Source organism: Clostridioides sp. GD02404 (assembly GCF_045898275.1).
Lineage (GTDB): Bacteria > Bacillota > Clostridia > Peptostreptococcales > Peptostreptococcaceae > Clostridioides > Clostridioides difficile_A.
In genome coordinates, this window is record NZ_JBJOCA010000005.1 from 142,621 (window position 1) to 164,548 (window position 21,928).

General features: G+C 29.2%; 18 protein-coding genes. All 18 read left to right on the forward strand.

Annotated features, from left to right (window positions below; genetic code table 11):
- The first annotated feature begins 1 nt into the window (after window position 1).
- Complete coding sequence (gene truB, locus Q3287_RS05105) at window positions 2-907, forward strand: tRNA pseudouridine(55) synthase TruB (RefSeq protein ID WP_407963612.1); 906 nt, start codon at window positions 2-4, stop codon at window positions 905-907.
- Between the two features lie 131 nt (window positions 908-1,038).
- Window positions 1,039-1,968: a bifunctional riboflavin kinase/FAD synthetase gene (locus tag Q3287_RS05110; protein WP_054269801.1), complete on the forward strand. Its 930-nt coding sequence runs from the start codon at window positions 1,039-1,041 to the stop codon at window positions 1,966-1,968.
- 103 nt (window positions 1,969-2,071) lie between these two features.
- A complete protein-coding gene (rpsO, locus tag Q3287_RS05115) occupies window positions 2,072-2,329 on the forward strand; it encodes a 30S ribosomal protein S15 (protein ID WP_021384061.1) in 258 nt (85 codons plus the stop codon).
- A gap of 239 nt (window positions 2,330-2,568) precedes the next feature.
- Window positions 2,569-3,414 carry a DegV family protein gene (locus Q3287_RS05120; protein WP_407963613.1) on the forward strand — a complete coding sequence of 282 codons (846 nt, stop codon included), beginning with the start codon at window positions 2,569-2,571 and terminating at the stop codon, window positions 3,412-3,414.
- Between the two features lie 123 nt (window positions 3,415-3,537).
- Window positions 3,538-5,649: a polyribonucleotide nucleotidyltransferase gene (pnp, locus tag Q3287_RS05125; protein WP_231300564.1), complete on the forward strand. Its 2,112-nt coding sequence runs from the start codon at window positions 3,538-3,540 to the stop codon at window positions 5,647-5,649.
- A gap of 188 nt (window positions 5,650-5,837) precedes the next feature.
- Complete coding sequence (locus Q3287_RS05130) at window positions 5,838-6,581, forward strand: polysaccharide deacetylase family protein (protein WP_054269804.1); 744 nt, start codon at window positions 5,838-5,840, stop codon at window positions 6,579-6,581.
- A gap of 156 nt (window positions 6,582-6,737) precedes the next feature.
- The gene (locus Q3287_RS05135; protein WP_054269805.1) at window positions 6,738-7,985 is read left to right on the forward strand and encodes a pitrilysin family protein; all 1,248 of its coding nucleotides are present in this window, start codon (window positions 6,738-6,740) and stop codon (window positions 7,983-7,985) included.
- Window positions 7,986-8,020: 35 nt separating this feature from the next.
- Window positions 8,021-8,266: a YlmC/YmxH family sporulation protein gene (locus Q3287_RS05140; protein ID WP_003419503.1), complete on the forward strand. Its 246-nt coding sequence runs from the start codon at window positions 8,021-8,023 to the stop codon at window positions 8,264-8,266.
- Window positions 8,267-8,275: 9 nt separating this feature from the next.
- A complete protein-coding gene (dapG, locus tag Q3287_RS05145) occupies window positions 8,276-9,499 on the forward strand; it encodes an aspartate kinase (protein ID WP_054269806.1) in 1,224 nt (407 codons plus the stop codon).
- Window positions 9,500-9,611: 112 nt separating this feature from the next.
- Window positions 9,612-10,346, forward strand: a complete 735-nt coding sequence (locus Q3287_RS05150) for a ClpP family protease (protein WP_054269807.1) — start codon at window positions 9,612-9,614, stop codon at window positions 10,344-10,346.
- A 122-nt stretch (window positions 10,347-10,468) separates the two neighbouring features.
- Entirely contained in the window at window positions 10,469-12,880 is a 2,412-nt protein-coding gene (locus Q3287_RS05155) for a DNA translocase FtsK (RefSeq protein ID WP_074178904.1), read from the forward strand.
- A 2-nt stretch (window positions 12,881-12,882) separates the two neighbouring features.
- Window positions 12,883-13,935 (forward strand): tRNA 2-selenouridine(34) synthase MnmH, encoded by a 1,053-nt coding sequence (gene mnmH / locus Q3287_RS05160; RefSeq protein WP_407963614.1) that lies wholly within the window; start codon window positions 12,883-12,885, stop codon window positions 13,933-13,935.
- Window positions 13,929-15,263: a 30S ribosomal protein S12 methylthiotransferase RimO gene (gene rimO / locus Q3287_RS05165; RefSeq protein ID WP_054269810.1), complete on the forward strand. Its 1,335-nt coding sequence runs from the start codon at window positions 13,929-13,931 to the stop codon at window positions 15,261-15,263. The genes mnmH and rimO overlap by 7 nt, the downstream gene beginning before the upstream one ends.
- On the forward strand, window positions 15,250-15,792 hold the full coding sequence (pgsA, locus tag Q3287_RS05170) for a CDP-diacylglycerol--glycerol-3-phosphate 3-phosphatidyltransferase (RefSeq protein ID WP_054269811.1): 543 nt from the start codon (window positions 15,250-15,252) through the stop codon (window positions 15,790-15,792). Before rimO ends, pgsA begins: the two co-directional genes overlap by 14 nt.
- Window positions 15,793-16,075: 283 nt before the next feature.
- The gene (gene recA, locus Q3287_RS05175) at window positions 16,076-17,146 is read left to right on the forward strand and encodes a recombinase RecA (RefSeq protein ID WP_054269812.1); all 1,071 of its coding nucleotides are present in this window, start codon (window positions 16,076-16,078) and stop codon (window positions 17,144-17,146) included.
- Between the two features lie 151 nt (window positions 17,147-17,297).
- Window positions 17,298-18,839, forward strand: coding sequence for a ribonuclease Y (rny, locus tag Q3287_RS05180; RefSeq protein ID WP_054269964.1), 1,542 nt, complete (start codon window positions 17,298-17,300; stop codon window positions 18,837-18,839).
- A gap of 329 nt (window positions 18,840-19,168) precedes the next feature.
- A complete protein-coding gene (locus Q3287_RS05185; RefSeq protein ID WP_167640025.1) occupies window positions 19,169-20,992 on the forward strand; it encodes a histidine kinase in 1,824 nt (607 codons plus the stop codon).
- A complete protein-coding gene (locus Q3287_RS05190) occupies window positions 20,970-21,785 on the forward strand; it encodes a response regulator (RefSeq protein ID WP_243192811.1) in 816 nt (271 codons plus the stop codon). Before Q3287_RS05185 ends, Q3287_RS05190 begins: the two co-directional genes overlap by 23 nt.
- Window positions 21,786-21,928: the final 143 nt, after the last annotated feature.

Consider the following 21,928-nt stretch of genomic DNA (forward strand, 5'->3'; position numbering starts at 1 on the left):
AATGAATAAGATTATAAGTATATTGAAACCTACAGGCATGACATCTCATGATGTTGTAAGTAGAGTGAGAAAAATTTTAAATATAAAAAAAGTAGGTCATACAGGTACTCTTGACCCAGATGCTTCAGGTGTTTTACCAATCTGTATAGGAAAAGCTACAAAAGTATGTGAAGTTATTTTAAATAAGGATAAATCATATATATGTGAGCTTACTTTAGGTATTAGTACAGATACTTATGATGCCTCAGGTGAAATTTTAAAAAAAGTTGATAATTTCAAATTGAGTAATGAAGATATAGAAAAAGCTTTTGATACACAAAGAGGAGAAATAAGTCAACTTCCTCCAATCTATTCAGCTTTAAAAGTAAATGGAAAGAGAATGTGTGATTTAGTAAGAAGTGGTAGACAATCTGAAATTACTTTAAAAACTAGAAGAGTGAATATAAAAGATATAAAAATACTCAGTATAAAAGGTAACAAGGTAATGTTTTATGTTGAATGTTCTAAAGGGACTTATGTAAGAAGTATTTGTCATGATATAGGAGAATACCTAGGTTGTGGAGCACATATGTCATTTTTGAATAGGACATCTTCTGGTAAATTTGATTTAGATAACTCGATAACACTAGAAGAACTAGAACTACTTTATGAAAATAAAACTTTAGATAAATACTTATACGATATAGACTACGTACTAGATTCGTTTAATTATATTGTACTAAATCCTAATGCCATAAAATATTATAGCAATGGTGGTTCAATAGATGATAAAAGATTTTTGAAAAATAATCTCAATAAGAATGATGAATTTGTAAGAGTATATAGTACAGATAACTTCTTAGGATTAGGAAAATTATCAAAACACAATAATACGATAAGTGTTAAAAGTGATAAGATGTTCATATAATTAATGTATTTAAAAGAATGCCAAAAGGGATAGTACTATAATAACTTCTATAGTCTATCTCTTTTACTTATGCTATAATAGTTTGTGAATAAGTTAAGAGTAAATTATAATTTTAGCGGGGAACATTTATTATGGTGATTATAAAATCTATAGCAGAAATAGCAAACATAAAAGAAAGTGTCATTACCATAGGAAACTTTGATGGTGTGCACAAAGGACATCAAGTTCTTATAAAAAAAACAGTTGAATATGCAAAAAAAGAAAATATACAGAGTATTGTATTTACATTTGCAAATCATCCTGTAAATTACTTTAGACCAAACTCAACAAAAAATATCATAAGTAACAATGATAAGATAAAATTATTAGAAGACTTGGGAATAGATATAGTTGTAATCATACCATTTGATGAGTATATGACTAAAATACCTGCAAAGGATTTCGTAGATGAGATACTAGTAAAAAAATTAAAAGCCAAAAAAATAGTAATTGGACATGACTTTACGTTTGCAAGAGCAAAAGAAGGCAATGTGAATCTATTAAAAAGCTTAGAAGATGAATATGGTTTTGAGGTGGAAGTAATAAAGCCAATCAAAATAAATGATGTAAGAGTGAGTAGTACTTATATTAGAAGTTTAGTATCCCAAGGTGATATGACTAATGTCAAAGAGTATTTAGGTCGTAATTACGAGTTAGAAGGTTGCGTTATACATTCTAAACACCTTGGAAGAACTATGGGATTCCCAACAGCAAATATTGACCTTAAGAATAACATGCTCGTTCCTAAAAGAGGTATTTATGCTTCTATTGTACATATTGGAGATGAGACTTATTTTGGCGCTACAAATGTAGGTTATAATCCAACAGTCAATGGAAAATCTTTATCTATTGAAACCAATATTTTAGAGTTTGACAGAGATATTTATGGTAAAAATATAATTGTTGAATTTTTGGAAAGAATAAGGGATGAAAGAAAGTTTAATTCAATAGATGACTTAAAAAATCAATTGTTTAATGACACAAATTACGTATACGAAAACTATGTTTGCAAAAACAAGTAATATATGATAAAATGATTAAGGAAAATAACCGTTACTCGGCATTTGAATACTCCAATCAATGCTTAGTAATAGGCGTTTCTAAAAAAATACGGAGGTAATCTAAATGATAAACAAATCAGAAATAATCAAAGAATTTGGAAGAGTTGAAGGAGATACTGGTTCTCCAGAAGTACAAATAGCTTTATTAACAGCTAGAATAAACGAGTTAAATGGACATTTAAAAACTCATAAAAAAGACCACCATTCAAGAAGAGGATTATTAAAAATGGTTGGTAGAAGAAGAAACTTATTAGCTTACTTAAAAGAAAAAGATCTTGAAGGATATAGAGCATTAATAGCTAAGTTAGGATTAAGAAAGTAATTTCATTCTTTATAAAAAAGCAGGTATAGTGTATACCTGCTTTTTTATAGTTAATTCATTATAAAGTAAAATAGTTAATAATAAAAGTAGTTTATATATTATAAAAAATTATAAAATGAATAATATTGGGTAAGAATATTAGAGAAGTATATAAATACATAATCAATTTAAGAGGAAAGACAAGATAAATATAGAAACTTTATAACAGTATAATTAGTTGGAATAAGGAGGATATTATTTTGAAAATAAAGTTAGTATGTGATAGTTTATGTGATATTCCAGATGAAATATCAGAAAAAGATTATATAGAAATAGTTCCACTTACAGTTATTTTTAATGATAGAGAATATATAGAAGGAGTAGATATAAATAAAGAAGAGTTTTATAAAAAGGTAAAAGAAATCAAACAAATACCTAAAACATCGCAAGCTACATATATGGAGTTTAAAGAAGTGTTTGATAAGTCTATAGAAGAGGGTTATCATATAATCTGTATGACAGGAGCATCAAATGCCTCAGGAACTTTTCAAAGTGCTATGATAGCTAAAAATGATGTAGCTGGAAATGAAAGAATACATATATTTGATACTCGAAACTTATCTCTTGGTAGTGGGCAATATATTATAAAAGCATGTGAACTTCTTGAAGAAGGATTAGCATTTGAGGAAATCATAGATGAGTTAGAAAATACTCGTAGTAGTGTGAGATTACTTTTTGCACCATATACACTTGATTTTTTAAAACAGAGTGGAAGAGTTCCAGTTGCAACTGCTTTGATAGGAAATATGTTAAATATAAAGCCTATATTTTTCTTTGATAATGGGGAAGCTAAGTTGGTAAATAAGGTTAGAGGAGTAAAGAATATAGCAAGTAAATTGGTTGATATAATTTTAGAAATGAACGAAGGTTCTTTAGAAGGAAAAATTGTTACAATCGGTTGTGGAGACAATTTACATGATTGTGAAATATTAAAAGAGGAAGTAAACAAAAGAATAAAAGCAAGAAGAGTATTATTTACTCGAGGAGGAGTTTCTATTTGCTCTCATACAGGACCAGATATATTAGCTATAAGTTGTTCTAATTAGCAGTAATATAAGCTTTTTGCATATATGTACAAAGATAATTTTATATTGTTAATTTATAGTATTTTTGATAATATAGTAAATAGAGTGATATACGTGTTTTTAATAAGAGGAGGACAAGCATTAATGTTTGAACATAAAATATTTAAAATGGATTTTGCAGGAAGAGAACTTTCTGTAGAAATAGGAAAAATTTGTGAAATGACTAGTGGTAGTTGCATAGTTAGATACAGTGATAGTATGGTAATGGTAAATACAACTAAATCGGCTAAACCTAGAGACGGAATAGACTTTTTTCCTTTAAGTGTAGATTATGAAGAAAAATTATACTCTGTAGGTAAGATACCAGGAGGATTTTTAAAAAGAGAAGGTAAGCCTTCAGAAAAAGCGATACTTACATCAAGATTGATAGACAGACCAATAAGACCATTATTCCCAAAAGGATTTAGAAATGACGTTCAGGTAGTTGCAACTGTTTTATCAGTGGACCAAGATTGCACACCAGACATAGTAGCAATGATAGGTTCTTCTATAGCCCTTTCTATATCAGACATACCATTTAATGGACCAACTGGTTCAGTATGTATTGGTCTTGTAGATGGTGCCTTTGTTGTAAATCCAAATGCAGAACAAAGAGAAAAGAGTTCAATGCACTTAGTTGTTTCAGGTACAAAAGAAGCTATAATGATGGTTGAAGCTGGAGCAGATGAAGTTCCTGATGATGTGATGCTAGAAGCTATCTTATTTGCTCATCAAGAAATAAAAAAAGTGGTTGAGTTTATAGAAGGTATAGTTGCAGAAGTTGGGAAAGAAAAATTAGAAGTGGAATTGTACCATGCAGGAGAAGAAATAACTCAATTGGTTCGTGAATTTGCAACTGATAAGATGAAAGAAGCAGTTCAAACTTTTGAAAAATTAGAGAGAATGGAAAATATGGATAGAGTTAAGGGAGAAACTTTAGCTCATTTTGAAGAAACTCTTGAAGATTTTGAAGATTACATTGGAGATATAGAAGAAGTATTACAAGATATAATAAAAGAAGAAGTAAGAAAACTTATAGTACATGAAAATGTAAGACCAGATAATAGAAAACTAGAGGAAATAAGACCTATATGGTGTGAAACTGGTATGATACCTAGAGCTCATGGTTCAGCTATATTTACTAGAGGGCAAACTCAAGTACTTAATGTGGCTACTTTAGGTGCTTTAGGAGATGTTCAAAAGCTAGATGGATTAGATGAAGAAGAAAATAAGAGATATATGCATCATTATAATTTCCCTGCATATAGTGTTGGGGAAGCTAGACCATCAAGAGGACCAGGAAGAAGAGAAATAGGACATGGTGCTTTAGCAGAAAGAGCTTTATTACCAGTTATACCATCTCAAGAAGACTTCCCTTATGCTATTAGATTAGTTTCAGAGGTATTAAGTTCAAATGGTTCTACATCTCAAGCAAGTGTATGTGGTTCAACATTATCTTTACTTGATGCAGGTGTACCTATAAAAGATATGGTTGCAGGTATAGCTATGGGACTTATAAAACATGATGGTAAAGTTGCAGTACTTTCAGATATACAAGGTATGGAAGACCATTTAGGAGATATGGACTTTAAAGTGGCTGGTACAGAATATGGTATAACAGCAATACAAATGGACATAAAAATAGATGGTATAGATAAGGAAATTCTACAAAGAGCTTTAAAACAAGCTAAAGAAGGTAGAATCCATATATTAGGAGAAATGAGAAAAACTATATCTCAACCAAAACCAGAACTTTCACCATATGCACCTAAGATTGTTAAGATGCAAATAAATCCTGATAAAATAAAGGATGTAATAGGACCTGGTGGAAAGATTATAACTAAGATAATAGATGAAACTGGAGTTAAAATAGATATCGAACAAACTGGAGAAGTATTTATATCAGGTATTGAGATTGATATGATTAAGAAAGCTCAAGAGCTTATAAATAACATAGTAATCGAACCAGAAGTAGGAAAGACTTATAAAGGTAAAGTAAGTAGAATAATGAACTTTGGAGCATTTATTGAAATACTTCCAGGAAAAGAAGGATTACTTCATATATCTCATATAGCTCATGAAAGAGTTGCTAAAGTTGAAGATGTATTAAATATAGGAGATGAAGTTGAAGTTAAAGTTACAGAAATAGATGAAAAAGGAAGAGTTAATTTATCAAGAAAAGTTCTTTTACCAAAACCAGAACATAAAAATAAATAATATAATAAATAATTAAAGGCAAAATCTTATGATTTTGCTTTTTTTTATTGTAAATATATATCTTCTTAAATGATACAAATTATATTGACATGTAAAAAAGTATTTACATTATATTTAGTGCATAAATAAAGCTTTCTTTTAATAGTATTAAATAAGAAACAATTTGTACATAATTAGGGGGAGTTTTAATGATAATGATGGTACTTAACAAGAGTAAACTCAAGAAAATAATAATACTAATTTTAGTTTTATTATTGGGGTTATCAGGAGGAGTAATGGTATTAAAAATGTTCAACAATAAACCAGTATTCAACTTCTTTAATGGGGTAGACTTACCATATGAAAGAGGTACAAAAGATAAAAGTGGATATGTTGCATTAACTTGTAACATAGACCTTGGATGGGAAACAGAGTATGTAGAATCCATTTTAGAGACACTTAAAAAGGAAAATGTAAAAATTACTTTTAATGTGACTGGTAAGTGGGCAGAAAAGAATAAGGATGAATTATTGAAGATAAAAAAACAGGGACATGAAATAGGCAATCATGGATACAAACATTTAGACTATTCGACACTATCATACGAAGACAATTATGAACAAATAGAGACATCTAAAAAAATAATTGAAGAAATAATAAATGAAAAAACTAAATTTTTTCAAGCACCAGCAGGTTCTTTCGGTCCAGAGACAGTAAAAGCAGCTAAAGCATTAGGATATACATCAATAAAATGGGATGCTGACACTATAGACTGGAAATATAAAGACCAACCAGAAGTAATAATTGATAGAATGAAGAAAAAAGATATTAAAGATAATAGTATAATATTAATGCACCCAACAGATGCAACAACAAAATGTATAGATGATATTATAGCAATTGTAAGGGAAAAAGGACTAAAACCAGGTAAACTCAGTGATGTGTTTAAGTAGACAAAGTATAAATATTTGATTAAGATTGTATAAGTTGTAGTTGAATTAATTAAAAGACTGACTTATAATGTAATACATATAAAAATAAATATAATTAAAACATAGTGTTTTCAATAATCCAATATAAAACAAAGAATAAATTTTTAGGAGAATGTAATGTATAAGACAAAAATACTGGAAAATGGGCTTACAATAATTGGTGAAGAAATACCATATCTAAAGTCAATAACATTAGGTATTTGGATAAATGCAGGTTCTAGAATAGAGGAAGAACAGGTGAGTGGAACTTCTCATTTTATAGAGCATATGATGTTTAAAGGAACCAAAAATAGAACATCAAAGGAGATTGCTAGTTCAATAGACAATTTAGGTGGGCAAATAAATGCATTTACAAGTAAAGAATGTACATGTTATTATGTAAAATTAATAGATGAGCATATAGATACAGGAATCGATGTATTAAGTGATATGATACTAAACTCTAGATTTGATAAAAATGATATAGATAAGGAAAGACTTATAATATTGGAGGAACTTAAGATGTATGAAGATTCTCCAGATGACTTATCTTATGATTTGTTAGTAGAAAATATATATGCTAATGATGGTTTAGGGATGAATATAATTGGTACAAAAGATTCTCTATATAATATAACTAGGGAGTCTATGTTAGAATACCTAAACAAGTATTATATTCCAAATAATGCTGTTATTTCTATAGCTGGAAACTTTAATTTTGATGATATGGTAGAAAAAATCAAATCGAAATTTGGACACTGGGAAAAGAAAAGGTTGAATATAGAAATAAGTGAGGCTAAATTTAATCCTTGCTTTATATCAAAAAACAAAGATACTGAACAGGTAAACTTAGCTATGTGCCTAAAAGGTATTCCATTTGAAAATGATGATGAAGTGTATTCAATGGCAGTAGTGAATAATATTTTTGGTGGAAGTATAAGCTCAAGACTTTTTCAGAAAATAAGGGAGGAAAAAGGTTTAGTATATTCTATATACTCATCACAGACATTGTACAGAAAGTGTGGTGAATTAGGCATATTTGCAAGTATGAGTACAGAAAACTTGCCAGATGTTTATAATTTAATAAAGAAAGAAATTGAAAATATAAGGAAAAACTATCTTACAGAAAAAGAAATATTTGAAAGTAAGGAACAATTAAAAGGCAATTATATATTGGATTTAGAAAGTACTAGCAGTAGAATGATGTCTACTGGTAAATCTATGTTACTTAGCAAAAAAGTAAAAACTACAGATGAAATACTTGAATGTATAAATAATGTTGATATTAATTCAGTAAAAAAAGTTGTTGATAAGGTATTCAATATCGAAAATATTGGTACATGTATAGTTGGAAGAGATGTAGAAAAGATTCTACATCTGGATTAATATCTTAAAAAGTAAATCTCTGGAGGTATAAAAATATGAATTTATCTGAAATAGCAGGTAAGGAAATAGTTAACTTGGTCACAGGAGAAAGATTGGGGGTCATTGGAGAATGTGACCTTATATTAGATGAAACTACAGGCGGTATATTAGCGCTTTTAATTCCAAAAGAAAAAGGTTTTTTTGCCAGAAGAAAAGATAAGTCATTTTTAGAAGTACCATGGAGAAATGTGAAAAAAATAGGTAATGACATGATAATTATAGAATATGAGGGATATATTTAGGAGGAAAAAATGAGTATTTTAGTGCAAAAGTTTGGTGGGACATCAGTAGAATCATATGAAAAAATGAATGAAGTATGTAAGATAGTAAAAGCATACAAAGAGAATGATGAAGAATTACAATTAGTACTAGTAGTTTCAGCAATGGGTAGAAAAGGAGCTCCATATGCAACAGATACACTTATAAATTTGTGTAGTGCAGTAAATGACGAACCAAATAAGAGAGAACTTGATTTAATAATGTCTTGTGGTGAAATAATATCAGGAACGATTCTTGCTAACTTATTGAATGCACAAGGTATAGAATCTGTTTTCTTTACTGGTCAACAAGCAGGTATAATTACAAGTGATGAATATTCTAATGCAAAAATAAAGTATATAAATCCTAAAAAGGTAAAAAGAGCTTTAGACAATGGCAAAGTTGTAGTTATAGCTGGATTCCAAGGTGTAACAGATGATGGAGAAATAACTACCCTTGGAAGAGGAGGAAGTGATACATCAGCAGTTGCTATTGGGAAAGCTTTAGAATGTGAAACAGTTGAAATTTACACTGATGTAGATGGTATAATGACAGCAGACCCTAGAGTAGAACCAAATGCTAAAGTATTAAGTTTTATAGATTATGAAGAAGTATTCCAAATGGCTGATAAAGGTGCAAAGGTAATACACCCAAGAGCAGTACAATTAGCTAAAAGTGGCAATATAACTTTAGCTATAAAAAATACAATGAACCCAACTTTTGAAGGTACAAAAATAGGTTCTTTATGTAGACACTTAGAAGAAAATATAGAATATGAACAAGAAAAAGACTTTAATGTTGCTGTTGCAAACAAAGATAGTGTAGCTCAAGTTAAGATTAAATCAGCAGAAGAAGTGTTTACAGAAGTATTAAATGAGATAGAAGATAAACTTATAACTATAGATATGATAAACTTCTTTATATCAGAAAAAGCATTTGTTATTGAAGATGCTGATATAAAAGCTTTAAAGGAAATACTAGATAAGTTTGAATTGGATTATGAAGTAAATAGAGATTGTGCCAAAGTAACATTGATATGTTCAAGAATTGCAGATGAAATGTCTGGTATCATGTCAAAGGTAGTTAGAGGATTATCAAAGGCAGGAGTATCTCTTTTACAAACATCAGACTCAAACATGACTATATCTTGTTTAGTTAGTGAAGAAGATATGCACACAGCAGTACATGCAATACACCAACAATTTTATGTAAAATAAACACTATAATACAACTATTTTTATTCAAATTTTAATAATTTTACGTATATCTTAATATATTTGATTTATTTGGTAAAACTAAGTTAAATATGATTTTGATAGGAGTTTTTTTATGAAAGATTATAGAGAAGATAACGAACCATTTGATAAAGATAGTTGTAGAAGAGAATCTAGTTGTGAAGAAAGAGAGTGTATAAAGCAATTTGGTACTAATGAAATGCCACCTCAGCCTCCTAAAGATACTCAGTGTTTGACAATAATTGGAGAAATTGAAGGTCATTTTATAGGAAATCCTCAAAAAAAAGCCACAAAATATGAACATATAATTCCAATGTTATATTCAATTGAGGAGAGTAATGAGGTTAAAGGTGTGTTAGTTGTTTTAAATACTGTTGGAGGAGATATTGAGGCAGGTCTAGCTATTGCAGAACTCTTAAACAGTACATCTAAGAAAGTGGTTACTCTTGTTTTAGGAGGAAGTCATAGTATAGGAGTTCCTCTTGCTACAGCAGGAGATTATTCATTTATAGCACCAACAGCAACTATGATTATACATCCTGTGAGAACTACTGGTCTTGTGATTGGTATAAATGAAACTTTTGAGTATTTTAAAAAGATGCAAGATAGAATAATTCAGTTTATAATAAGAACATCAAATATCAAAAAAGATGTACTTGAGAAACTTATGCATGAAAAAGATGAGCTTGTAAGTGATGTTGGTAGTGTATTGATAGGAAAAGAAGCTGTAGATTATGGGCTTATAGATGAAGTTGGAGGACTAAAGGAAGCTCTTAAAAAACTAAAAGAGCTTATAAAAGAATCTGATGAAGAAAAAAATAATGATTAAAATTTGTTTAAATAATAAAATTTATGATATAATGATGTAATAAAGTAGGAGTGTTAGTGTTAAGGCATTAGCACTTTTTGCTGTGAAGGGGTAAAACTTGCTAAAAATAAGGAGTGATATTAATGGCCACGAAAAAGAAGAAAAAAAAGAAGGTAAATACCTTAAGTTTTAACGCAGAATATCATAATTTAATAACGATATTTATAGGTGTATTTTTATTATATAGTTTAAATTCTAACTCTATGGGATGGGTACCTGTGTTAATGCAGAATCTTTTTAAAGGACTATTTGGGGGGCTTTCCATAGCAATACCATTTATAGTAATTATAACAGGACTTTTAGGATTTTTTGATGGAAATGAATATATATATAGGCTAAGAAAGACTAAATTATACTACATAATTATTTTATTTATCTTTGTATTTTATGGATTATTAAATGCAGGAACTCTTCCTGTAGATAGTCCACTAAAAGGTAACATGTTTGATGATGTTATGAAAATGGGTGTGAGTGGACAAGGTAGTGGTTTGATAGCAACTACTATTGCATATTATATGAGTAAAATATTTGGTATAGCAGGTGGATGGTTAATAAGTGTATTTGCTCTTATACTTTCTATCATGTTTATATTTAATATTTCTATAAAAGATTTGGTATCAAATGCAAAATCAAAATCTAAAGCATCAAAAGACAGTAATTTAACGTTTAAAGATAAAATTGCAAATATGAAGAAATCTGCAATAGATATGATGACTGATGAAGTAGATGAAACCACTATAAACAAGAAACCAGGTTTCTTTAAAGGGTTAATGTCAAAAGGTCGTAATGATGAGGATGAAGAAGAGGAATATTTTGAAGAAGAAAATGGTGATGGTGTAGATGATAAGACTATTAAAATAGTTGGATTTAATAAAGCAGAAGATGAGTATTTAGAAATATTAGAAGGAACTCAGAGTATGCCAGAGTTAGATGTTTTAAAGGAATTACAAAAAGCTACAAATGAAAATTCAGTTGTAGATATTAAACCAGAAAAAAAAGTTGATATAAACAAACCTAACTTAAATATAGAAAAAACTCAACCTATGAGTATCATAGCAGAATCAGTTAATGAAGATTATTCAAACTATAAGAAGCCTAGCATTGAACTCTTAAATAAAGTAAATAAGAAATCTGATGAAAATGGTAAAAAGAAAGTGTTAAAAAATGCTTCTCTTTTAGAAAAAACATTATCAGATTTTGGAGTAGAAGCGAAAATTAATCAAGTTACAGTTGGACCTACTATAACTAGATATGAGATACAGCCAAGTCCAGGAGTCAAAGTAAGTAAAATTGTAAATTTAACAGATGACATAGCTCTAAGCTTAGCAGCTAAAAGTATAAGAATTGAAGCACCAATTCCTGGGAAAAGTGCAATTGGAATAGAAGTTCCAAATGAAGAAGCTCAAATGGTTGGAGTAAGAGAAGTTCTAGAAAGCGAAGAATTTAATAATTTTAATTCTCCTCTTGCAATGGGGCTTGGAAAAGATGTTGCAGGTAAAATTATAATTGGAGATATAGGTAAGATGCCACACTTACTAATAGCTGGTTCTACAGGTTCAGGAAAGAGTGTATGTGTAAACACATTAATAAGTAGTATATTATATAAGGCAAATCCTGATGAAGTAAAGCTACTATTAATAGACCCAAAAGTAGTTGAGCTTGCAAATTATAATGGGATACCACATCTATTAATACCAGTAGTTACTGACCCTAAAAAAGCTGCTAATGCCTTGAACTGGGCAGTTACTGAGATGAATAGAAGATATAAACTCTTTGCAGATGCTCAAGTAAAAGACGTAACAAGTTATAATGAGAAATCTGAAGAAAAATTACCTAAAATAGTAATAATAATAGACGAGCTGGCAGACTTAATGATGGCAAGTGCAAATGATGTAGAGGACTATATTTGTAGACTAGCTCAAATGGCAAGAGCTGCTGGAATGCACTTGATTGTAGCAACTCAAAGACCTTCTGTTGATGTTATAACAGGGGTTATAAAAGCTAATATACCATCTAGAATAGCATTTGCAGTATCATCTCAAACTGATTCGAGAACAATACTTGATATGGGTGGTGCAGAAAAGCTTCTAGGTAAGGGTGATATGTTATTTTACCCACTTGGTGCAGCAAAGCCAGTTAGACTTCAAGGTGCATTCATATCAGAGAGCGAGTCAGAAAAAGTAATTGATTTTGTAAAGAGTCAGGTTAAAGATGGAATAAAATACGAAGAAGATATAATTGAAACTATATCTAAGGTTAATACTTCAAAGAGTAGTGATGAAGATGAATTCTTGAGTGAAGCAATAGAATTTGTAGTGGAGAGTGGTCAAGCATCTGCTTCTATGTTACAAAGAAGATTTAAAATAGGATTTAATAGAGCAGCTAGACTTATAGATTCTATGGAGGAAAGAGGCATAATTGGAGCTAGTGAGGGAAGTAAACCAAGAAAGGTATTAATAAGCAAACAAGATTTGCAGAATTTAGAAGGTGAATAGAATTGTCAGTTATAAAAATAGAAGAAGCACTTAAGCTAGAGAAAGTAATATTTGTAGATGTAAGAACAGAAGGTGAATATGAAGAAGACCATATATTAAATGCGATTAATATGCCTATTTTTAAAAATAATGAGCATAATGAAGTTGGAACAATCTACAAAATGCAAGGAAAACATGAAGCGATACAAAAGGGTTTTGACTATGTCTCGTATAAGTTAAAAGATATGTATCTACAATCAGCAAATCTTGCAACAAATTATGATAATATTGTTATATATTGTGCAAGAGGTGGAATGAGAAGTGGGAGTATAGTAAATGTATTATCATCATTAGGTGTAAATGTATATCAACTTGAAGGTGGATATAAGTCATATAGAAACTTTGTTTTAGAATATTTAAGAAATGTAATGGATACAAAAAACTTTGTATCCGTTCATGGATTGACTGGAGTAGGAAAGACTGACTTATTACATCTATTAGTGGAAAAAGGAATAGATGTATTGGATTTGGAAGGTATAGCTAAAAATAGTGGTTCTACTTTTGGTTTTATAACATTTGATAAAAAACCACCATCTCAAAAGAATTTTGAAACTAAGTTATTTGAAAGTATATTTTTCTCAAAGGAGGACTATATATTTGTTGAAAGTGAAAGTAAACGAGTTGGAAGCGTTACAGTTCCAAATGAGATTTTTGATGCTATGATACGAGAAGGACATCATATACTATTAGAATGTAATATTGAAAATAGAGTTAATAGACTTTGTAGAGACTATATTTATGATAAAGATAATATAGATGTCTTAAAAGAATGTATAAATAAATTTAGAAAAAGATTGGGTAATAAAGTAGTAGATGGCTATATTGAGTTATTAGAATCAGGTAAATATAAAGAGCTTGTAGAAAGATATCTTTTAGAATACTACGACCCACTTTATATGCATTCAGTAGAGAAGTATAAGTACGATAAAGTTATAAACTTTAATGATACACAAAAAGCTTTAGAAGATGTTATGGACCTATATGAGAGCATATTGGAAGGAGAGAAGGAATGTTAAAAATAGCATTGGAATCATTAGGATGCTCAAAAAATTTAGTGGATGCAGAAATAATGATGGGAATTTTAAATAAAAAAGGCTATAAATTAATTGGAGATTTTGAAGAAGCTGATGTAATTATAGTAAACACATGTGGATTTATAGAATCGGCTAAACAAGAATCAATAGATACAATAATAGAATTTGCAGAATTAAAACAAACTGGCAACTTAAAGTTGTTGATAGTAACAGGGTGTTTGGCACAAAGATATTCTGAAGAATTAAAAGCTGAAATTCCAGAAATAGATGCTATAGTAGGTACAGGGAGCTATCAAAACATAGATGAGATACTTAAAGAATTAAGTGAAAAACATCAAATTGTAAGTCTTGATGATATAGAGTTTGTGTTTAATGAAGATTTACCAAGATACCTATCTACACCTAGTTATATGGCATATTTAAAAATCGGAGAAGGATGTTCTAATAATTGTACTTATTGTATAATACCAAAATTAAGAGGTAAATATAGAAGTAGAAAATTTGAAGATATAATTAAAGAAGCCAATAAACTAGCTGAATCTGGAGTAAAAGAACTTGTAGTTATAGCACAAGATACAACCAAATATGGTTTTGATTTGTATGGAAAAGAAAAATTGCCAGAACTTTTAGAAGAACTTGCAAAGATAGAAGGATTTAAGTGGATAAGAGTTATGTATTCATATCCAGAATCTATAACAGAAGAATTGGTACAAGTTATAAAAAAACACGATAATATATGTAGTTACTTTGACATGCCAATTCAACATGCAAGTAATAATATTTTAAAATTAATGAATAGAAAAACTAGTAAAGAAGATATATTAAATAAAATAAATCTTATAAGAAGTAATATACCAGATGCAATACTTAGAACTACAATAATAGTAGGATTTCCTGGTGAAACAGAAGATGATTTTAAACAACTTGTGGATTTTGTAAAAGAAGTTAAGTTTGATAGACTTGGTGCATTTGCATATTCAAGAGAAGAAGATACACCAGCAGATAGATTACCTAATCATATAGATGAGGAAATAAAAATACAAAGAAGAGATACTTTAATGATGATTCAACAAAAAATATCTGAAGAACTTAATGATAAAAAAATAGGAAAGATATATGATGTTTTAATAGAAGAGCAGATAGAAGATAATGTATATACAGGAAGAACACAAGGTGATGCGGAAGAAATTGACAGTATAGTATATGTAAAAAGTGTGGACAATCTTGAAGTAGGAGAATTCGTAAGTGTTCAAATAAATGATGCAATGGAATACGATTTAATGGGAGATGTATTATATGAACTTGCCTAACAAATTAACTTTGTTTAGAATCTTTTTAATACCAGTATTTGTTTTAATTATGTTACTCAATGTACCAAATAAGTTTTTAATAGCTTGTATTATTTTTATAATAGCTTCAATTACTGACGCATTAGACGGAAAAATAGCTAGAAAATACAACTTGGTTACTGACTTTGGAAAGTTTATGGACCCATTAGCAGATAAGCTATTAGTAATTTCTGCACTTACATGTATGATAGAAGACCATCTTGTAAGTAGTTGGATGGTAATTATAATAGTAGCTAGAGAGCTTACAGTAAGTATATTAAGAGCTATAGCAGCTGCAGATGGTAAAGTAATAGCAGCTGGTAACAGTGGAAAACTTAAAACTATAACTCAGATGGTATCAATAGTATTTTTATTGATAGGAGCTCAGTTTGAGAGTGGATTAATCTTAAATGTGGGTGGAATTCTTATACTTATAGCGACATTACTTACTTTATATTCAGGGTGGGAATACCTATATAAAAATAAAGAGCTTTTTATGTCTTCTAAGTAAAAATGACTTATAAAGAAAAAATAATTGATTAATTAATAAAAAATAACAACTAAAAATTTTAAAAATGTAAAAAAGGGTATACTATTATAGTATACCTCTTTTCATTTTAAGAATATTTTCTTTTGTGTATATAATTATTAATAATGGTTTATAAATAAAAAGTAATGAATAAAAATATAATCATTAGTAGCGTTTTTAAATTGACTAGGTTTGATTTATGTTATATAATTAATATATAACAAGAGAACAAATGTTTGTAGATAAATGAAGGGATGGTATAGAGATGAGTGTAGATCAAGAAAAGTTAAAAGCGTTGAATGAAGCTTTAGGTAAAATTGAAAAAGATTTTGGTAAAGGTTCAGTAATGAAATTAGGAGAAGCAACGTCTATGTCTATAGATGTTATATCAACAGGAGCAATTGGTTTAGATATAGCAATTGGTATAGGAGGTCTACCTAGAGGGAGAATAGTTGAAGTATATGGACCAGAATCTTCTGGTAAAACTACTGTTGCGCTTAGTTGTGTAGCATCAGCTCAAAAAGAGGGAGGAATAGCTGCATTTATAGATGCAGAACATGCACTTGACCCAGTATATGCAAAAGCATTGGGCGTGGATGTTGATAACCTAATAATATCTCAACCAGATACAGGTGAACAAGCTTTAGAAATAGCAGAGGCATTAATAAGAAGTGGAGCGATAGATATAATAGTAATAGACTCAGTAGCGGCATTAGTTCCAAAAGCTGAAATAGATGGAGATATGGGTGATTCTCATGTAGGTTTACAAGCAAGACTTATGTCTCAAGCACTTAGAAAATTAACTGGTTCAATTAAAAAATCAAATTGTGTTGCTATATTTATAAACCAGTTAAGAGAGAAAGTAGGAATAATGTTTGGAAATCCAGAAACTACTACTGGAGGACGTGCACTAAAGTTTTATTCATCAGTTAGACTGGATGTTAGAAAAATAGATACAATAAAACAAGGTGATAAAGTCATAGGAAGTAGAACGAGAGTTAAAGTTGTTAAGAACAAAGTAGCACCACCATTTAAACAAGCTGAATTTGATATAATGTATGGAGAGGGTATTTCAAAAATTGGAGACCTTTTAGATATAGCTGCTGACGTAGATATAGTTAAAAAATCAGGTTCATGGTATAGTTACAATGATACTAAACTTGGACAAGGAAGAGAAAATGTTAAAAAATTCTTGGAAGATAATTTGGATTTAACTAATGAAATAGACGAGAAAGTTAGAGCATTTTACAACTTAACTGGAGAAAGTGAAGAATCAAGTAACCCAGTATCAAAAGAAATTGTAGAAGAAGAAGTAAAAATACAAAAAAATAACTAGTAATTAAAGACATGCCACGCTCCCTATTAGCTTGACACAATGTTGAAAAAATTATAAAATTAAGTGAGGATAAAATATCTAAATTTAATTTTAATTATTAGGAATATTTTTTAATCATAGTGATGACATTTTGGGATTATTAACGAAGGAGGTGGATGTCATAGATAGTGTAGTAATGATTGTAATAGGTGCAGCTGTTGGTATTATAGCTGGATATTTTGTTAGAAAAAATATATCTGAAGCAAAACTTGGACAAGCTGAAAACTTGGCCAAAGAAATAATAGATAAAGCACACCACGACTCAGAAACAGTACAAAAAGAAAAATTATTAGAAGCTAAAGAAGAGATCCATAAGTGGAGAACAGAAGCTGAAAGAGAAAACAGAGAAAGAAGAACAGAAGTACAAAAATATGAAAAAAGAGTAGTACAAAAAGAAGAAGTCTTAGATAGAAAATTACAAAATTTAGAATCTAAAGAATTAAATCTAAGCGAAAAACTAAAGGTAGTTGAAAAGAAAGAAGAAGAAGTTGAAGTAATTAAATCTCAGCAATTGGAAAAATTAGAAAGTATATCAGGAATTACTTCTGATAAAGCTAAAGAAATAATTTTAACAAATGCAGAGAGAGATGTAAGACGTGAAATGTCTATAATGATAAAAGAGATAGAAAGTCAAGCTAAAGAAGAAGCTGATAAGAAATCAAGAGAAATTATAGGATATGCAATTCAAAAATGTGCAGCAGATCACGTAGCAGAAACTACTGTAACAGTAGTAAACTTACCTAATGATGAAATGAAAGGTAGAATAATCGGTAGAGAAGGTAGAAATATAAGGACTTTAGAAACTTTAACAGGTATAGACCTTATAATAGATGACACTCCAGAAGCTGTAATTTTATCAGGATTTGATCCAATAAGAAGAGAAATTGCAAGAATTGCTCTAGAAAAACTAATAGCAGATGGAAGAATACATCCAGCTAGAATTGAAGAAATGGTTGAAAAGGCAAGAAAAGAAGTTGACAATATTATAAAAGAATATGGTGAACAAGCTGCATTTGAAACTAGTGTACATGGAATTCATCCAGAACTAATAAGATTATTAGGTAGACTTAACTATAGAACTAGTTATGGACAAAATGTCCTTAAACACTCTATAGAAGTTGCTCATATAGCTGGTATAATGGCTGCTGAAATAGGAGCAGATATTAGATTAGCAAAAAGAGCAGGTTTACTACATGATATAGGTAAGGCTGTAGACCATGAGATGGAAGGTACGCATGTTGAAATAGGTATGGATTTACTTAGACGTTATAAAGAATCTAAAGAAGTTATACATGCAATGAGCACTCATCATGGAGATTACGAACCTCAAACTGTAGAAGCTGTATTAGTTACAGCAGCAGATGCAATATCAGCTGCTAGACCTGGTGCTAGAAGAGAAACTTTAGAAGCTTATATCAAGAGACTTGAAAAGCTAGAAGAAATAGCTAATTCATATGAAGGTGTAGAAAAATCATTTGCTATACAAGCTGGTAGAGAAATCAGAATAATGGTAAAACCAGAGGCTATAAATGATGAAGAGATACACTTATTAGCTAGAGATATGACTAAGAAAATAGAGGATGAGCTTGAGTATCCTGGACAAATAAAAGTAAGTATAATAAGAGAAACAAGAGCTATAGAGTACGCCAAATAAAAGAAATAATATCTAAATAATAATAAAAAATATTTTTAGAATTTTAGATTTGCCACAAGATATAAATAATATATCTTGTGGCTTTTTAATTATAAAAAATATATTTACCAGTATATGGAATTAATATAATAGATAAATATATTAATTATAAAGCATTGATAAAATAAATGTTTATATATGTATTGTTTATATAATTATTTAAATTTGTTTGATATAATAAAATGATAAAATAATATATTATGTTTAAATAAATGTTTTTAAGTCATATAATTTTCTTATATATTTAAATATATAAGAAAATTAGTATTTATTTTATGGAGGAAACTATTGTGGGAAAGAAAACATCTAGGTGGAATACATTTTATTTGCCAATAATACTAACTTTGTCAGTGATATTGCTACTTATTTGTGCTTCAAAAGCGGATAATCATCCAAATTTTAAAAATAATCTTATTCCAGTTTCATTTATTGGAGAATATCAAGTACCTAAGTCTGGAAAATTCAAACCTTTTATTGATGTAGATTCACTTAAGAATATAAGAAAAGAAACTATTTATTTACGTGGTCATTTTAATAAAGATATTCCAGCAGGACAAACTCTTTTACTACATATCAGTCATTTGAAGGTTAATATTAGAGTATCTAATAAGGAAGTGTTTTCTACTAATAGTATAAATTCAAATAATACACTGACTAAATCTACAGGACATATGTGGACAGGATTTAAATCAAGTGGCATATCATCCAATGACTTAGTAGAAATAACCATACAACGAGTGTACTCTAGTGGTAGAGCGTTACAATTAGTATGTTTTTTTGATGAAATGCAGATTGGCTCTAAAGGCGATTTAATTGTTAGTGTGCTTCATGAAAATAAGATTGGTCTTATGTTCACAATGTTAACAATATCTTTTGGACTATTTGGTCTAATTGCAAGTATTATTTTATTTTGCTTGAAAAGTGAGCTAACACGTCAGATTTTTTTATTGTCATGGTTTGCTATAGCTGGAGGAATTTGGTGTCTAGCAGATTTTAATGTACTTACTTTTATAATTCAATCTCCAACTCTAGTTGGTATTTTAGAGTTACTTACACAATTTTTTCTTCCTACTCTTGGCACGCTCTATCTAGCTACTTATTTAACTGGGTGGAGGTCGAAAACTATAAATATAGGTGTTTATGGAATAATGACTAGTATATTACTTTGTGTTATTCTTCAAATATTACGAATATATGATTTACATGAATTCCTTATAGTACAAAATATTATGTGTATCTTAATTGTACTACTTGGTATGGGATGTCTAGTTATAGAAATTATATTATATAGAGCAATTGATGCTAAAATAGCACTGTTTACATACTTACCAGTAGTGATTGGCGGTATTCTGGAAATAGCAAATTACTATACTATATATATTAGAGAATTGTCCTTTTTTTGTGTGGGTTTTTTAACTACTATTGTGTTTCAAATTGGACATATTATGCTATCCATAAAAAGAAAAGAGAAGCTTCAAAAGAAATTGGAAAATGAATTGATGGAAAATCGAATTTCTATAATGCTTAGCCAAATACAACCCCATTTTTTGTATAATGCACTTAATACTATTCAGTATTTGTGTAAGCATGATTCTAATATGGCATGTGAAGCAGTAGAAAAATTTTCTTCTTATCTTCGTGGAAATATGGATTCTCTTACACAAAAAAAATTGATTCCTTTTAATAAAGAATTATCACATCTAAAAAATTATCTGTGTATAGAGTTATTGCGCTTTGGAGAACGTGTAAAAATTAAGTATGAACTTCTAACTACTGATTTTTATATTCCTGTTCTTACCATACAACCAATTGTTGAGAATGCAATACGGCATGGAATTACAAAGAAAAAAGAAGGAGGAACAATCGTAATATCAACTTCAAGAGATAAAGAAAATATTTATATTGTTATAAAAGATGATGGAGTAGGATTTAAAGAACTTGAAAAAATGAATGATGGAAAAAATCATGTTGGGATTAAAAATGTAAAAAGGCGATTAAAGACACAGTGCAAAGGAAGTTTAACCATAGAAAGTTTTATAGGAAAAGGGACAATAGTAACAATAATCATACCTATTAGAAAGGAGTCAAATTATGAATATAATTGTTGTAGATGATGAGCCAATTGCTCTTAAAAATATGAATGAAAAGTTATTATATATTTCTGAGATTGAAGAAATTACTCTTTTTGATGAACCTCAGTCTGCATTAAATTATTTAAAAGAACACTCTGTAGATATTGCATTTCTTGATATTGAGATGTATGATATGAGCGGATTAGAGTTTGCACTCTTAGCAAAAAATATTTTACCCAACATAAATATAATCTTTGTAACTGGTTACTCAGAATATGCAGTAGATGCTTTTTCGATACATGCTAGTGGTTATCTTCTTAAGCCTGTGACAGTAGAAAGAATAAAGAAAGAAATCGAAAATTTACGTATACCCATTACTTTGAAGCCGAAAAATCGTATCTTTATTCATACATTTGGTAATTTTGAAGTATTTGTAGATAAAAAACCATTAATCTTTTCTAGAGCAAAATCAAAAGAATTACTCGCTTATTTAGTGGATAGAAAAGGGACGAGTGTAACTATTGCTGAAATAGCAGCAGTACTTTGGGAAGATAGAGAATATAATCGTTCTTTACAAAATCAAACACAAACAGTAATATCAAATATGATGAAAACTATGAAAGATGCAAATATCGAACATATAATAGTTAAAAAATGGAATAGTATCGCAGTAGATATTACAAAATTTGATTGTGATTATTATAATATGCTTACATGGGATATGATGGCAGTGAATACATATTCTGGAGAATATATGACAAATTATAGTTGGGCAGAACTGACTACAGGAATGTTATATCAAAAAACTTTTAATCAATGTTATTGTGAAAGATAAATAATATATTTGAAAAAAATATAAATTTTTTTAGACTTTTAATTTTGATGATGTGCTTTAGATGTGCTTTGTCTATTATATTAATATATATTAATAATAAAACTAATATAATTCATTTATATTAGTAGAATGATTTTAGTATT

What these genes read in the sequence shown, in the direction of transcription:
- recA (WP_054269812.1), top strand. Translation starts at nt 16,076, where the DNA reads ATGAGTGTAGATCAAGAAAAGTTAAAAGCGTTGAATGAAGCTTTAGGT.
- Q3287_RS05140 (WP_003419503.1), top strand. Translation starts at nt 8,021, where the DNA reads ATGAATTTATCTGAAATAGCAGGTAAGGAAATAGTTAACTTGGTCACA.
- Q3287_RS05190 (WP_243192811.1), top strand. Translation starts at nt 20,970, where the DNA reads ATGAATATAATTGTTGTAGATGATGAGCCAATTGCTCTTAAAAATATG.
- pgsA (WP_054269811.1), top strand. Translation starts at nt 15,250, where the DNA reads ATGAACTTGCCTAACAAATTAACTTTGTTTAGAATCTTTTTAATACCA.
- Q3287_RS05155 (WP_074178904.1), top strand. Translation starts at nt 10,469, where the DNA reads ATGGCCACGAAAAAGAAGAAAAAAAAGAAGGTAAATACCTTAAGTTTT.
- Q3287_RS05135 (WP_054269805.1), top strand. Translation starts at nt 6,738, where the DNA reads ATGTATAAGACAAAAATACTGGAAAATGGGCTTACAATAATTGGTGAA.
- Q3287_RS05110 (WP_054269801.1), top strand. Translation starts at nt 1,039, where the DNA reads ATGGTGATTATAAAATCTATAGCAGAAATAGCAAACATAAAAGAAAGT.
- dapG (WP_054269806.1), top strand. Translation starts at nt 8,276, where the DNA reads ATGAGTATTTTAGTGCAAAAGTTTGGTGGGACATCAGTAGAATCATAT.
- truB (WP_407963612.1), top strand. Translation starts at nt 2, where the DNA reads ATGAATAAGATTATAAGTATATTGAAACCTACAGGCATGACATCTCAT.
- rpsO (WP_021384061.1), top strand. Translation starts at nt 2,072, where the DNA reads ATGATAAACAAATCAGAAATAATCAAAGAATTTGGAAGAGTTGAAGGA.
- Q3287_RS05150 (WP_054269807.1), top strand. Translation starts at nt 9,612, where the DNA reads ATGAAAGATTATAGAGAAGATAACGAACCATTTGATAAAGATAGTTGT.
- rimO (WP_054269810.1), top strand. Translation starts at nt 13,929, where the DNA reads ATGTTAAAAATAGCATTGGAATCATTAGGATGCTCAAAAAATTTAGTG.
- pnp (WP_231300564.1), top strand. Translation starts at nt 3,538, where the DNA reads ATGTTTGAACATAAAATATTTAAAATGGATTTTGCAGGAAGAGAACTT.
- Q3287_RS05130 (WP_054269804.1), top strand. Translation starts at nt 5,838, where the DNA reads ATGATAATGATGGTACTTAACAAGAGTAAACTCAAGAAAATAATAATA.